The following is a 12,856-nucleotide window of genomic DNA, read 5'->3' as shown; positions in this document are numbered from 1 at the left end:
TGAAAAAATGGCGGAAATTAAGGTACCTGAATTAGCAGAATCAATCTCAGAAGGAACAATAGCCCAATGGTTAAAGCAGCCTGGTGACTATGTAGAACAGGGTGAATATCTGCTTGAACTAGAAACGGATAAAGTGAATGTTGAATTGACAGCAGAAGAATCGGGTGTACTTCAAGAGGTATTGAAAGATTCGGGTGATACCGTCCAGGTCGGAGAAATTATCGGTACGATTTCAGAAGGCGCGGGTGAAAGTTCTGCCCCTGCTCCTACAGAGAAAGCAGAAAGCAAGGAAAGCATAAAAGAAGAGAAACAGGCTGAACCAGCTGCACAAGAGGTGAGCGAGGAAGCACAATCTGAAGCAAAATCAAGAACGATTGCTTCTCCGTCGGCCCGTAAGCTGGCGAGAGAAAAAGGAATTGACCTGTCTCAAGTTCCAACTGGAGATCCGCTTGGAAGAGTGCGCAAGCAGGATGTCGAAGCGTACGAAAAACCGGCTCCTCAGCAAAAGCAGCAGCCTCAGGCTCAAAAAGCACAGCAAAGCTTTGACAAACCTGTTGAAGTGCAAAAAATGTCACGCCGCAGACAAACGATTGCAAAACGCCTTGTAGAGGTACAGCAAACATCAGCGATGCTGACCACATTTAATGAAGTGGACATGACGGCTGTCATGAATCTCAGAAAACGCCGCAAAGATCAATTCTTTGAGCAAAATGAAGTGAAGCTCGGCTTTATGTCTTTCTTCACGAAAGCGGTCGTGGCTGCATTGAAAAAATATCCGCTGTTGAATGCAGAAATTCAAGGCGATGAGTTGATCGTTAAAAAATTCTACGATATCGGAATCGCTGTTGCTGCTGATGAAGGTCTTGTCGTTCCGGTTGTGCGGGATGCGGATCGCCTGACATTTGCAGGAATCGAAAAAGAGATCGGCGAGCTTGCGAAAAAAGCAAGAAACAATAAATTAACCCTTAGCGAGCTTCAGGGAGGCTCCTTCACGATTACAAACGGAGGGACTTTCGGTTCATTGATGTCAACTCCAATTTTAAACAGCCCGCAAGTCGGTATACTGGGCATGCATAAGATTCAGCTGCGTCCTGTAGCCATTGATGAAGAGCGTTTCGAAAACCGTCCGATGATGTATATCGCTTTATCTTATGATCACCGAATTGTAGACGGTAAAGAAGCGGTTGGTTTCCTCGTGACAATCAAAAATTTACTGGAAGATCCTGAACAGCTTTTATTAGAAGGATAATAAAAAGGGTACATCACGATAAAGTGATGTACCTTTTTTGATGCATATTTAAAGTGATGGATTGCTGCTTTTGGATCCAGCTTGTTTCTTTTTTACTTTTTTTGACCAATATGTTGCAAGCATAGAACCTGAAAGGTTATGCCACACACTGAATATTGCGCTTGGTACGGCAGATAGCGGTGAGAAGTGAGCCGTGGCAAGTGCAGCCCCAAGCCCGGAGTTTTGCATGCCGACTTCGATTGCAATCGCTTTTTGAGACGGGTAATCCATTTTTAAAAGCTTTGCACAAAGAAACCCAAGTAAATAACCGATACCGTTATGCAGGATAACAACTGAAAAAATGAGCAACCCCGATTGAAGCAGATTTTCCCGATTGCCGCTGACGACAGCTGAGACAATCGCAACGATGCCAATGACAGAAACAAGCGGAAGGGCATGTACGGCTTTTGCCACTTGTTTTCTGAAAAACATTTTGACAATCAGACCTGCAATGATCGGAAATAAAACCGCCTGTAAGATTGAGATAAACAAAGACCCCGGCGAGACAGGAAGCCATTCTTTGGCAAACAGCATAATCATCAACGGTGTTACAACAGGTGCCAATAAGGTAGAAATTGTTGTAACCGCAACAGAAAGGGCAGTATTTCCTTTTGCTAAGAATGTCATAACATTAGATGCAGTTCCCCCGGGACAGCAGCCGACAAGAATAACACCAACTGCGATTTCAGCTGGAAGATGAAGCCCAAATGCGAGGCCGAAAGCAACGAGCGGCATGATCGTATACTGAGCTATTACTCCAATAATAACTTGCCAAGGCTTTCTGACCAGCTCTTTGAAATCATCGGCTTGCAGTGTAAGGCCCATCCCAAACATGATAATGCCAAGAAAAATCGTAATATAAGAACTGATCCACGTAAATAAAGATGGGAAAGAAAATCCCAGCACTGCAAAAACAATGACCCATATGCCAAAGGTTTGTCCTGCAAAATGACTTATTTTTCTAATGATGTCCATAAAAACACTCCTAACACACTTATCAAGAACTTCAGCAGAAATTCTTACAAATTTCATAACATTCTCTTATTATAAATAATTTTCTGAATAATTCAATATTAGTTTTTGGCAGATGTCTATAGATATATGATGTAAACTAATCAAAATGTTCTTGACTATATAGGAAGATATTCTTACAATGAACCTTTATAATGGTTAGATCAAATAGGAGTGATACGGTGAAGGAAGCAAATCAATGGTCTTCGAAGCTCGGCTTTATTTTAGCTGCGGCAGGATCAGCTATCGGGCTTGGTGCGATATGGAAATTCCCATATGTTGCCGGAACCAGCGGAGGAGGCGCATTTTTACTTATTTTTATTTTATTTACGGTTTTAATCGGACTGCCTTTATTGTTAGGTGAATTCATCATAGGCAGAAGAACACAGAAAGATGCCGTTCAGTCCTATAAAACACTTGCTCCAGGAACGAAGTGGCATTGGATCGGTTATTTAGGCATGGTGACGTGCTTTATTCTTCTATCTTTCTACAGTGTCGTCGGCGGATGGATTTTAATTTATATTATAAAAGGCTTCACTGGCGGTTTATCGCAAACATCTGGTTTTGATACGATATTTGCAAGTACCATTTCAAATCCTTATTTGGCTGTAGGAGGCCAGCTGCTCTTTATGGTGGTAACAATTTTAGTTGTTGCAAAAGGGGTAAGCAGCGGAATTGAAAAAGCAAGCCAAGTATTAATGCCGGCGCTTTTTCTATTATTCATCATTTTAATGGTGCGTTCGGTTACACTTGATGGCGCGATGGAAGGAATCAAATTTTTCCTGATGCCTGATTTAACTGCAATTAATGCCAATACCATTTTATATGCAATGGGACAATCCTTTTTCTTATTAAGTGTCGGTGTATCTGTCATGGTAACGTATAGCGCTTATTTAGAGAAGCAGGAAAATCTGGTACAGTCCGCTGTATCTGTAACTGTTATGAACATGCTTGTTGCTGTAATGGCCGGAATTGCGATTTTTCCAGCTGTCTTTTCATTCGGCCTCAAACCAGACCAAGGCCCGGTTCTGTTATTTAACGTGCTGCCGACTGTGTTTAATCAAATGCCGTTCGGAATTATCTTTTTATTAGCATTTTTACTTCTATTTTTATTTGCTGCATTGACATCTGCTTTTTCAATGCTGGAAATTTTGGTCGCAGTACTTTCGAAAGGCGATGTCAATAAGAGAAAACGATTCGCTTGGTTAGGCGGAATTGCTATTTTTATTGTCGGTGTGCCGTCTGCATTATCATACGGTGTCTTAAGTGACGTCACTATATTTCATCTGTCTATTTTTGATGCGGCCGACTATCTTGTGAGCAATATTTTAATGCCGTTAGGTGCGTTACTGATTTCGATTTTTGTTCCGCTAAAAATACCGAAACAGGATTTGTTTGACGAGCTGAAAAGCGGTTCCAATCTCAAACGAAAGTGGTTTGCGGTTTGGCTGCTGCTCATTAGATATCTATCTCCTGTTGCCATCATCATCGTGTTTTTGCATGTGGTAGGGATTTTTTAAAACACGAAGCCCCCGGGGAAAGGGGGCTTTTTTTAATAGAGCTTCCAAACGACTTCTTTTGCCTGCTCAAAACGTTTTTCTGCCTCGCGCCAATCCACGACATTCCACCAGTGGTCGACATAGCTGGCCCGGTCATTTTTGTATTGCAAATAGTAGGCATGCTCCCATACGTCAAGCGGTAAAAGGGGGATCACATCCCATTGGCTGAAGAGCTGGTGTTTTTCTGCCGTTAAAATTTCCAGCCGTCCTGATCGAGGTGCCCAGACCAGAATGGCCCAGCCGACGCCTTCCACTTTTTTAGCGGCTTGGGTAAAATGTTCTTTAAAAGCGGAATAGCTTCCAAATGAAAGGTCTATCATTTGGAACAATGCCCCTGTAGGACGCCGTTTTCCGTTTGGATGCATAGAAAACCAAAAAATACTATGCAAATAATGGCCTGCTCCATGGAACGCAAGCTCTCTTTCCCAATGAGTGATTAAGTCATAATTCTTTGTTGCTCTCGCTTTTTTAAGCTCTGATTCTGCTTTGTTCAGGCCATCGACATAGCTTTGATGATGTTTTGTATGATGAAGGACCATAATATCGCGTGAAATATAAGGTTCTAAGGCGGAGTATTTGTAAGGAAGCTTTGGCAGCACGTGTTTCCCTATAGGAACATAAGCGCGTCTTTCACTTGTATCACCTGATTCTGTAATATCCCGATAAAGGGCAGCGGCCTGTTTATACCAATCTTCTTCTGTTGTTTGGTCATCTTCCAGAGCCTCAATCATCTTGTCGATTTGATCTTCAAACTGGTCAAGCTGACCTCGCTTTTGAATCTGATCTTTCAGGGCTTCACACCAATTGAACATCTCCGTTTGATAAGATTCACGTTTCATTTGCTGTCTCCTTTTCAATAGAATCTAAATACTTCCCGACAGCCAGCAAAGAGAATACATATGGATAACTGTGATAGCGAATATAAAATTGCTTCGGCAATCCGATCCCTGCTGGATACGCGAGGCTATCGGCGCTATGCGAACTGCTGTCGGTAAGGTATTGCATGCCTTTCACAACTGACGGGTGTTCGGAATTTTCATATGTGAGCAAAGCGTCTAAAGCCCAGGCCGTTTGTACAATGGTTCCTCTATGAAGCGGTACATATGTTTTGATTTCGGCGCTTTTGCAGGATTCTCCCCAGCTTCCCTCATCATTTTGTATGGATTTGAGCCAACGCAGAGCCTTTTGTATACCGGGATGCTTTCGGTCCACCCCGCATGCATGCATACCAGTAAGAGCAGCCCAAGTGCCGTAAATGTAGCAAACACCCCATCTGCCGTACCATGACCCATTTTGTTCCTGATGTTCGAAAAGCCACTTCACTGCGCGTTGAATATGTTGATGTTTTTCTGTAAAGCCAACTTTCTCGCCTAAAAAGTGCAGTACACGTCCGGTGAGGTCGGCGGTTGAAGGGTCAACTGCAGCGTCCTCGGCGGATTCAAGCGGCAGAAGGCGGATCAGTGGATGGTTCACATTTTTTTCGAAAGCAGAAAATCCGCCGTCATTGTTTTGCATCGATAAAAGCCAAGATACCCCTCGCTCCCATGCTGCAGGAGAATGATTGCGGGGAATTGCCTTTAAAACGGCTGCTGTGTCGTCACAGTCAGGGTTATTTGTATTAATGTTTGAAAACCCCCAGCCGCCAGAAACTGAATTAGGATTTTTGACAGACCAATCTGCTATTTTGGTATGCTGGCGTTCTAGCAAAAAGTCGGCTGCTTTTGTAACAGAGCCATCCGTTTCGGTCACACCATTTTTTTGAAGGGCATAGCTGATTAGAGCTGTATCCCAAACAGTTGAAGTAGAGTTTTCCAGATAAGGAATCCCGTTGCATTTAGTCACCAGTGATTTAATGCCGATAATCGCCCTCCTGATAACAGGAGAGTAGCGTGACACACCAAGTGACAGAAGGCTGTAAACCATAAATATGGTTGCGCTCGTATAGCTGTATAATGTTCCATCTTTTTCAATCCGGTCCAGCATATACGTTTTAGCTGTCTGTAGGCCCAGCTGCTGAAAAGCAAATGGTGCATGAAAAACGCGTTTCCAATGTGACAAAATAGACGTGAGATCTCTTTCTTCGAAAGCATCAGACCGAAGCCAAGTGAAAGGATTTTTTGTCATGTGCGGATCGAGATGGTGAAGAGATGAAATATTGCGGTTAATATGGACAAATCGCTGATTGAGTGTTACAGCCATAGGAGCAAAATGAATACGGGCATATGAGCTGAACTGATAGAAATGAATCGGCAATGTTGGGGGGAGCGCCATGAGTGATAATGGTAAATACAAAGCAGGCCAAGGATAAAGCCCGTTCGCGGCAAGCATCCATTTTGTCATAAAATGAACATGTCTCAAACCGCCATGTGAGATGATAAATTGTTCAGCTTTCTTCATGTGCGGCTCAGATCTGTGAAAACATCCTGAAGCCAGCATCCCGACATATCCTTGGACGGTAGCCGTTAGATTTCCGCGCGTTTCATCGGGATAGTTGATAAATGTTCCGTCGGGCTGCTGTTTTGTATGAATGCCGGCCGCAAGGGATGATATCAGTTCTTTTTCATTTTCGCCTTCATCTAGTGAGGTAAGGAGCAAAATAAAAAAGGAATTTGTCATGATTGGTCCTTCAAAGCAAAATGTCCATGAACCATCAGCATTTTGCCTGTCTCTTAACTCGGTAATGGTTTTCTTTTGAAAACGCCTCACTTTCTCCTGAAGTGTGCCCATCACGCTCAACTCCTTCAGAAGCATATATATTCAGCGTCTTTTACTGCCATTACAGAAAGAAAAAAACTGCTGGCAGGCAGCAGTTTTTTAAACATACATGTTAGTCTTCAAGGTTTATCCATACACTTTTGACTTCTGTGTAATTATCCAAGGCATATGATCCCATTTCTCGTCCGAGTCCTGACTGTTTATAACCGCCAAATGGAGACGCCGCGTCAAACACATTATAGCAGTTCACCCAAACGGTTCCGGCTTGAAGTCGGTCCGCGATATAGTGAGCCTGCTTGACGTTCTCTGTCCATAGTCCGGCCGCAAGCCCATATTCTGAATGGTTTGCCCGTTCAATAACTTCATCGATTGTTTCGTACGGAATTGCAGTCAGCACGGGTCCGAAAATTTCTTCTTTTGCAATGGTCATTTCGTCTTCAACATTCGCAAACACAGTCGGTGCGACAAAATATCCTGCTTCAAAAGGACAGCTTCCGCCGGTCACTGCTTTTGCTCCTTCATCTTTTCCTTTTTGAATATAAGAAAGAACGCGCTCATGCTGTTCCTTGCTTACGAGAGGCCCGATTTGAGTATCTTTATGAAGTCCCGCTCCTTGGCGGAGTGACTCAGCATAGGACGCCATTTCATCAACAACTTCATCATATTGGTCTTTATGAATGAAGACACGTGAGCCCGCACAGCAGACTTGGCCCTGGTTAAACATCACACCGTTTAAAGCGCCCGGGATGGCTTTTTTCAAATTCGCATCCGGCAGAAGAATATTAGGCGATTTTCCGCCCAGCTCCAATGTAACACGCTTAATGCTTTTCGCTGCGGTGGACATGATTTTCTTTCCGATTTCAGTGGAACCGGTAAAGGCAATTTTATCAACCGCTTCGTGGTTCGTCAGCGCTTCTCCCGCATCTTCACCGAATCCTGGGATGATGTTGATTACACCGGCAGGGAAACCGGCTTGGTCAATTAATTCTGCCAAATAAAGAGCTGAAAGGGGTGTTTGTTCAGCCGGTTTGAGGACGATTGTACAGCCTGTTGCAAGTGCCGCGCCCATTTTCCACATCGCCATCAGGAGCGGGAAATTCCATGGAATGATCTGGCCGACGACACCGACAGGCTCATGACGCGTATAATTAAAATAAGCGCCGGAAACCGGAATCGTCTGTCCTGTTATTTTTGTACACCAGCCGGCGTAATAGCGCATATGCTCAATAGCCAGCGGAATATCTCCATTAGTCGTTTCATTGATCGGTTTCCCATTATCAAGTGTTTCAAGCTGAGCAAGCTCAGTTTTATGCTCTTCCATTAAGTCTGCCAGCTTATACATCAGTCTGCTTCTCGAAGCTGGAGACATTGTTCTCCATTCACCTTGGTCAAAGGCTTTCCGGGCAGCTTTAACCGCTTTGTCCACATCCGCAGCCTGGGCTTCATACAGCGTCATCAAGGTTTCGCCGGTCGCCGGGTTTGGAGTGTCAAAGGTTGCCCCTGAGGCACTCGGAACAAACTTTCCGTCAATATAAAGCTTCTTTGTTCCCTGTAAAAATGTCTCCAGCCTTTTCGTCACTTGCATCGTTAAAGAACTCATCCGTAACAAACCTCCAGTCATTTTTTATGGTCTGTTCTGAGATTCTTGGTGATAGCACATTGATTCCTGGATTGAATAGCAGAAATAAGCTGTGATAGTTGCTTCAAACGTAAGCGTATACAAACATTCTATAATAGAAATCAAGGCAAAATCAATGAATAACCGATATTGCAATTTACAAAAGAAAAAAGCTACAATAAGCTTATAGATAAGAAAAGGAGATTTCATCATGATTCATAAAAATTGGCTTGAAAAAGAAACAATTAAAAAAGTAAAGTGTGTGCAGACAAACGCAAAAAAATATATCGTAAACCGCGTTTTAACGCCGGGAAAAGAATATGAAGTAAAAAATGAAACAGAGGAGTTTCTCTTTGTGGTCGACAATACGAATAAAGTCGGCGGCTATTATAAAGAATACTTCGAAGAGATGTAATGCTTCCTTGAAGCATCAGACAGATTTTGTTAAAACATCGATACATAATCCGCAGCTCAGCTGCGGTTTTTTTGTGGTTAAAACAGGAAATATAAAACAAAATTAAAAAAATCATTAAAAACCACTTTTTTATAAAAACATTGCTGAATATTGAAACTTTTTTCTCTATATGTGCGTATTACTTGATGACAACAGCTTAAAAGCCAAAAAACAAATCAAAAATTTGAAAAATGTAATCTGTTCGTAATGGTTTAAATGTCTTCTATGTCGTATTCTTATATAGGGATAAAGGACTTATTTTTATGTAGTGAATGATAAAACAAATAGATAAATGCAGAAAGAGGGGTTCTTCATTGGGTATTTTTTCTGTTAGCAGATCAACGGACGCAAAGAAGCTTGAGGCTTTGCTCGTTGAAGGGGAAAGAATAGAATCGATTTATAAGCTCCGAGTGGACCAAATTTGCTTTACAAATAAGCGGATCATTTTCTTTGACAATAAAATGTTTTCCAAAAAGAAGGTTCGTGTATTTCTTCCATATAAAACAATTGAAAGCTTTGCCATCCAAGAAGCGGGAATGTTTGATCCGGACACTGGGCTTTTATTGATGACAAGAAGCAAAACGTTCGAATTAGAATTTGCGAAAGACACCGATTTAAGCGAGGTTCAGGCGGTGCTGACAAAGCATTTGTGCAGCTGAAAATTTGATGAGCCAGCCGTTCAAAAAATGGTTAGGCTTTTTTTTATATAAAAACAAGAACAGGGCATGTGCGCCCTGTTCTTATTACACCACACTGTTTTTCGCTGAGTTCGAATCAACAAGATCTGCATCTAATACATTTGAAATCGGTACGACAAGAGGAGTAAAGTCGCCATTTTCTTCTCCAAACCCTTGATTTATTTTAGCTGATAAAAAGTAATCGACCTGCTGATACGGACCGAGTGTTAAAGAGGAACCACGGTCCATTGTATTGATTTTAAATCCGCCGACATTCACGACGGAGGGTGAAAAGAACATCTCATCACTTCCTTTTGATTGAGGAGTTAACCGCTTCACTTTCAAAAGAGGCCGGAGAATCAATTTGGTCTCTGTCATCCACATGGCTTCTCGTGCCCATAAATCCGCTCGCATCTCCAAAATTCTGTCCGTAGCCTTGATTTTTTTTATCTGAATTTTGCCATTCTGCCAATAAATTTTGTCCTACGTTAACCGCTGAAGCATTTTCAAAGGAATTAATTTTCAGCATGAAAATATTAATATTGATATACGGAGTTGGTTGAACCACAGGCAAACCTCCTTTCTATAGTTGTATGCTGGCGGTTATAAAGTATGTTAAGACAGGGGGCTTCAAATGGATTTCGAAAAGATGAAGCAGTGGATGGAATTCGCACAGCAGATGTACGGCGGTGACTTTTGGAAACAGGTATTTGATGAAGACCAAAAAACCCCTTTTATGACAAATGGCCAATCTCCGTTTCCGTTTGCGCAGCAAGATCAGCGAGGGAAAGGAGATGCTTCGTTTCCGAGCATGGATATTGTAGATACTGTTGCGGAAGTGCAGTTTTTAATTTATCTTCCAGGCTACCGTAAACAAGACGTTCACATATTATCGTACGGAGATTATTTAGTGGTGAAGGGGCAGCGCTTTTCCTATTTTAATGAACAGGACTTTCGCCAAAAAGAAGGGAAATACGGAAGTTTTGAAAAGAAAATTCCGCTTTCCGATCATCTTCATGGAAAGATGAATGCCATTTTTAAAGACGGAATCCTATACATCACTATTCAAAAAGACGAAGGTCAAGCGAAAACCATTGTTATTGATGATTGATTTTCATACTGAGTGCATCTGCCCCATCACGGTCATCAATTGATTCAATCGGAATGACCATGACAATAACATCTGCATTTTGTTCCCCAAAACCGTTATTTCTTTTGATAGCAGAGCACCTGTTCCTTAACTCCGCAGAACCAAAGGTAAGGGATGAGCCGGTGCCTATCGAGTTAGTCTTGAGATGAGAAATATTGATGTTAGTCGGAAGCATGAAAACCTCTCCTTTCTATGGGATATACCTCATTATATATGTAGACGAAAGAGGAGTATGCAAAGGGTCGTGATGTCATGAAAAAAATGTTCCGGTCGCTGATCAGGCATTGCTTGAAACCAGAACTTGACAAACTGCGTGAATGTGAAGAAAGACTCTCAGTGATTGAGAAACAAAAACAAAGCAGCAAACAGGAGTCTGAAGAAACCTATATACATATTGAAACGCTGAATGTCGAAAAAATTGACTATCATCTTGAATTCGGCGAGCTGACCATTGATGAACTGAGCGGCAGATTAAATATAGGCGCAACCTATTATATACCGCCAGAAGAGAAGGACAAAAAGTGCCAACGAAAATCCGAAGCACCATCGACGCCAGCGGTCACGATCCGTTCAAAAAGGCAGTAGCTCATCTTTCCATCGATGTTCCCATGTTTGACAGAAGGCAAAACGGGAAACAGGATAGAAAGGAGAGGATATACATGGCACTGACAAAAGAACAAACACAGCATCTCTATCATAAATTGCTCGATATGCAAAAAGAATTGTCTGGCGAGAAAAAGGAAACAGAATCAATGACGGAAGAAGTGGGGGAGCTTTCCAATGGGGTTGACAACCATATGGCAGACCACGGGACGCTCGTCACAGACCGGATGACAGACCAAACAGTGAGAGAGATTGACCGGGAGCTGTTAGAGGAGGTCAACCGTGCATTACAAAAGATGAAAGACGGAACTTACGGCGTGTGTGAAAAAACCGGCCAAGAGATTCCTTACGAAAGACTTGAAGCTGTTCCTTATGCAAGAATGACAGTTGAGGCCCAAGCTGATGTGGAGGATGATCTGGAGACAGATGCTCCTTCTTATGAAAGAGAGTTTCATGAACAGGTAAAAGACTTATCCAACAAAGAAACAATTGATCAAAAAAGCTCGCAGACGTATGAAATCTTGGATCGTGAACAAGATTCGAAGTAAAAATGGCAAGCAAGTACACCGATATTAGATGTACTTGCTTTTTTTTTGAAAAAAAATCTCATATTCAAAATAAAGTGATTGACTTTGCGTAAAAAAGAAAGTAACATACTATTTGTAAGTAAATATAAAAAGTTTACCGGGAGGAATACAAATGTCTACAGTTTTATTTGTAAAATCAAGCGACCGTACAGCTGAAGAAGGCGTTTCAACTAAACTTTACGAAGCTTTCTTAGCTGCTTATAAAGAAAACAACCCTAATGATGAAGTGGTTGAATTAGATCTTCATAAGGAAAACCTTCCTTACCTTGGCAGAGATATGATTAACGGAACATTTAAAGCAGGTCAAGGAATGGAAATGACAGAAGATGAGAAAAAACAAGCAGCAATTGCTGACAAATATCTGAACCAGTTTGTAAAAGCTGACAAAGTTGTTTTCGCATTCCCGCTTTGGAACTTCACAGTGCCAGCAGTGCTTCATACTTATGTTGATTATCTGTCTCGCGCAGGCGTTACATTCAAATACACACAAGAAGGACCAGTCGGTTTAATGGGCGGCAAAAAAGTTGCGCTTCTTAACGCTCGCGGCGGTGTCTACTCAGAAGGACCAATGGCTGCACTTGAAATGTCATTAAACTTCATGAAAACAGTTCTTGGTTTCTGGGGTGTTCAAGACTTGCACACAGTTGTCATCGAAGGACATAATGCAGCACCTGATCAAGCGCAAGAAATCGTTGAAAAAGGTTTACAAGAAGCAAAAGATCTTGCTGCAAAATTCTAATAAAGCCAAGACTCCTATCGTTACAAATAGGAGTCTTTTTGTATATACACATTAATATAGAAGAAAATAATTATTCGCTTTTAGCGAAAAAGGCTGTTTTTTTTATTGTAATATATTTTTTGTTTGTCGAATTGTCAGGTATTTTGGAGAAAAAACAGTTTTATTCACTGGAAAAAGTTTTTCTAAACAATTGTTCTGACCTCTTGATTAAAACCGCCTGATGGTGTACTATATTAAAGAAGCTACTTTGTGCGTATTGTTAATTAAGTTTTAACCTTTAAGCTGTAATAGGGAGTTTTATATCGAAGCCGGAATGTCATGCCTCCATTGCAGAGGACGACAGGAACGTTTCTGCAAACACCCACTTTGAGGAGTGGTGGTTTAAAACTTTCTTACTTGCATACGGCAAGACGTAGCGAAAGCCATTTCCTTTTCGGAAATGGCTTTTTATTTTA

Annotated in this window: 15 protein-coding genes and 1 other RNA gene; 9 read left to right on the top strand and 7 right to left on the bottom strand. The window is 41.8% G+C overall.

What is annotated here, in order from left to right; all coding sequences use genetic code 11:
- The first annotated feature begins 7 nt into the window (after positions 1-7).
- Positions 8-1,249 carry a 2-oxoglutarate dehydrogenase complex dihydrolipoyllysine-residue succinyltransferase gene (odhB, locus tag AC0OMA_RS10650; protein ID WP_474222111.1) on the top strand — a complete coding sequence of 414 codons (1,242 nt, stop codon included), beginning with the start codon at positions 8-10 and terminating at the stop codon, positions 1,247-1,249.
- A 48-nt stretch (positions 1,250-1,297) separates the two neighbouring features.
- Here odhB and AC0OMA_RS10645 read toward each other — a convergent pair whose 3' ends face one another.
- Positions 1,298-2,263 (bottom strand): bile acid:sodium symporter family protein, encoded by a 966-nt coding sequence (locus AC0OMA_RS10645; RefSeq protein ID WP_063335169.1) that lies wholly within the window; start codon positions 2,261-2,263, stop codon positions 1,298-1,300.
- A gap of 218 nt (positions 2,264-2,481) precedes the next feature.
- Here AC0OMA_RS10645 and AC0OMA_RS10640 point away from each other — a divergent pair, with 218 nt between their 5' ends.
- Positions 2,482-3,819 carry a sodium-dependent transporter gene (locus AC0OMA_RS10640; RefSeq protein ID WP_015383868.1) on the top strand — a complete coding sequence of 446 codons (1,338 nt, stop codon included), beginning with the start codon at positions 2,482-2,484 and terminating at the stop codon, positions 3,817-3,819.
- A 32-nt stretch (positions 3,820-3,851) separates the two neighbouring features.
- Here the strand turns inward: AC0OMA_RS10640 and AC0OMA_RS10635 are convergent, their stop codons facing one another.
- The 3 genes from AC0OMA_RS10635 to dhaS all read right to left on the bottom strand — a co-directional run bounded on the left by AC0OMA_RS10635 (position 3,852) and on the right by dhaS (position 8,173).
- Positions 3,852-4,697 carry a superoxide dismutase gene (locus AC0OMA_RS10635; protein WP_474222110.1) on the bottom strand — a complete coding sequence of 282 codons (846 nt, stop codon included), beginning with the start codon at positions 4,695-4,697 and terminating at the stop codon, positions 3,852-3,854.
- On the bottom strand, positions 4,687-6,585 hold the full coding sequence (gene sqhC, locus AC0OMA_RS10630; protein ID WP_474222109.1) for a sporulenol synthase: 1,899 nt from the start codon (positions 6,583-6,585) through the stop codon (positions 4,687-4,689). The genes AC0OMA_RS10635 and sqhC overlap by 11 nt, the downstream gene beginning before the upstream one ends.
- 100 nt (positions 6,586-6,685) lie before the next feature.
- Positions 6,686-8,173, bottom strand: a complete 1,488-nt coding sequence (gene dhaS, locus AC0OMA_RS10625) for an aldehyde dehydrogenase DhaS (protein WP_047182736.1) — start codon at positions 8,171-8,173, stop codon at positions 6,686-6,688.
- Between the two features lie 229 nt (positions 8,174-8,402).
- Between dhaS and AC0OMA_RS10620 the strand changes: the two genes are divergently transcribed.
- Complete coding sequence (locus AC0OMA_RS10620) at positions 8,403-8,606, top strand: DUF6501 family protein (RefSeq protein ID WP_003231245.1); 204 nt, start codon at positions 8,403-8,405, stop codon at positions 8,604-8,606.
- A 353-nt stretch (positions 8,607-8,959) separates the two neighbouring features.
- Positions 8,960-9,304: a PH domain-containing protein gene (locus AC0OMA_RS10615; RefSeq protein ID WP_003220141.1), complete on the top strand. Its 345-nt coding sequence runs from the start codon at positions 8,960-8,962 to the stop codon at positions 9,302-9,304.
- 84 nt (positions 9,305-9,388) lie between these two features.
- On the opposite strand, the gene AC0OMA_RS10610 is transcribed toward AC0OMA_RS10615, so the two are convergent.
- Both AC0OMA_RS10610 and AC0OMA_RS10605 read right to left on the bottom strand, forming a co-directional pair.
- A complete protein-coding gene (locus AC0OMA_RS10610) occupies positions 9,389-9,622 on the bottom strand; it encodes a hypothetical protein (RefSeq protein WP_003231251.1) in 234 nt (77 codons plus the stop codon).
- 4 nt (positions 9,623-9,626) lie between these two features.
- Positions 9,627-9,890, bottom strand: a complete 264-nt coding sequence (locus AC0OMA_RS10605) for a hypothetical protein (RefSeq protein WP_004399338.1) — start codon at positions 9,888-9,890, stop codon at positions 9,627-9,629.
- A 66-nt stretch (positions 9,891-9,956) separates the two neighbouring features.
- Here AC0OMA_RS10605 and yocM point away from each other — a divergent pair, with 66 nt between their 5' ends.
- Complete coding sequence (gene yocM / locus AC0OMA_RS10600; protein WP_003231255.1) at positions 9,957-10,433, top strand: salt stress-responsive protein YocM; 477 nt, start codon at positions 9,957-9,959, stop codon at positions 10,431-10,433.
- Here yocM and AC0OMA_RS10595 read toward each other — a convergent pair.
- Positions 10,420-10,647, bottom strand: coding sequence for a hypothetical protein (locus tag AC0OMA_RS10595; protein WP_015383862.1), 228 nt, complete (start codon positions 10,645-10,647; stop codon positions 10,420-10,422). The two genes, yocM and AC0OMA_RS10595, sit on opposite strands and share 14 nt — an antisense overlap.
- A gap of 77 nt (positions 10,648-10,724) precedes the next feature.
- Here AC0OMA_RS10595 and AC0OMA_RS10590 point away from each other — a divergent pair, with 77 nt between their 5' ends.
- The 4 genes from AC0OMA_RS10590 (at position 10,725) to ssrS (ending at position 12,824) form a co-directional block, all read left to right on the top strand.
- Positions 10,725-11,057, top strand: a complete 333-nt coding sequence (locus AC0OMA_RS10590; RefSeq protein WP_015383861.1) for a hypothetical protein — start codon at positions 10,725-10,727, stop codon at positions 11,055-11,057.
- A gap of 74 nt (positions 11,058-11,131) precedes the next feature.
- Positions 11,132-11,623 carry a TraR/DksA family transcriptional regulator gene (locus AC0OMA_RS10585; protein ID WP_014477068.1) on the top strand — a complete coding sequence of 164 codons (492 nt, stop codon included), beginning with the start codon at positions 11,132-11,134 and terminating at the stop codon, positions 11,621-11,623.
- Positions 11,624-11,774: 151 nt separating this feature from the next.
- Positions 11,775-12,401: an FMN-dependent NADH-azoreductase AzoJ gene (gene azoJ / locus AC0OMA_RS10580; RefSeq protein ID WP_003231260.1), complete on the top strand. Its 627-nt coding sequence runs from the start codon at positions 11,775-11,777 to the stop codon at positions 12,399-12,401.
- Positions 12,402-12,637: 236 nt separating this feature from the next.
- Positions 12,638-12,824, top strand: a non-coding RNA gene (gene ssrS / locus AC0OMA_RS10575) — 6S RNA.
- The last annotated feature ends 32 nt before the right edge of the window (positions 12,825-12,856 follow it).

The sequence above is a fragment of the Bacillus sp. AMCV2 genome, from assembly GCF_056033925.1.
This window is presented reverse-complemented; position numbering and strand designations above follow the sequence as displayed.

Excerpts from the sequence above, each read along its gene's own strand:
- azoJ (WP_003231260.1), top strand. The coding sequence starts at position 11,775 with ATGTCTACAGTTTTATTTGTAAAATCAAGCGACCGTACAGCTGAAGAA.
- sqhC (WP_474222109.1), bottom strand. The coding sequence starts at position 6,585 with ATGGGCACACTTCAGGAGAAAGTGAGGCGTTTTCAAAAGAAAACCATT.
- AC0OMA_RS10595 (WP_015383862.1), bottom strand. The coding sequence starts at position 10,647 with ATGCTTCCGACTAACATCAATATTTCTCATCTCAAGACTAACTCGATA.
- yocM (WP_003231255.1), top strand. The coding sequence starts at position 9,957 with ATGGATTTCGAAAAGATGAAGCAGTGGATGGAATTCGCACAGCAGATG.
- AC0OMA_RS10645 (WP_063335169.1), bottom strand. The coding sequence starts at position 2,263 with ATGGACATCATTAGAAAAATAAGTCATTTTGCAGGACAAACCTTTGGC.
- AC0OMA_RS10585 (WP_014477068.1), top strand. The coding sequence starts at position 11,132 with ATGGCACTGACAAAAGAACAAACACAGCATCTCTATCATAAATTGCTC.
- AC0OMA_RS10590 (WP_015383861.1), top strand. The coding sequence starts at position 10,725 with ATGAAAAAAATGTTCCGGTCGCTGATCAGGCATTGCTTGAAACCAGAA.
- AC0OMA_RS10635 (WP_474222110.1), bottom strand. The coding sequence starts at position 4,697 with ATGAAACGTGAATCTTATCAAACGGAGATGTTCAATTGGTGTGAAGCC.
- AC0OMA_RS10610 (WP_003231251.1), bottom strand. The coding sequence starts at position 9,622 with ATGTTCTTTTCACCCTCCGTCGTGAATGTCGGCGGATTTAAAATCAAT.
- AC0OMA_RS10620 (WP_003231245.1), top strand. The coding sequence starts at position 8,403 with ATGATTCATAAAAATTGGCTTGAAAAAGAAACAATTAAAAAAGTAAAG.
- odhB (WP_474222111.1), top strand. The coding sequence starts at position 8 with ATGGCGGAAATTAAGGTACCTGAATTAGCAGAATCAATCTCAGAAGGA.
- dhaS (WP_047182736.1), bottom strand. The coding sequence starts at position 8,173 with ATGAGTTCTTTAACGATGCAAGTGACGAAAAGGCTGGAGACATTTTTA.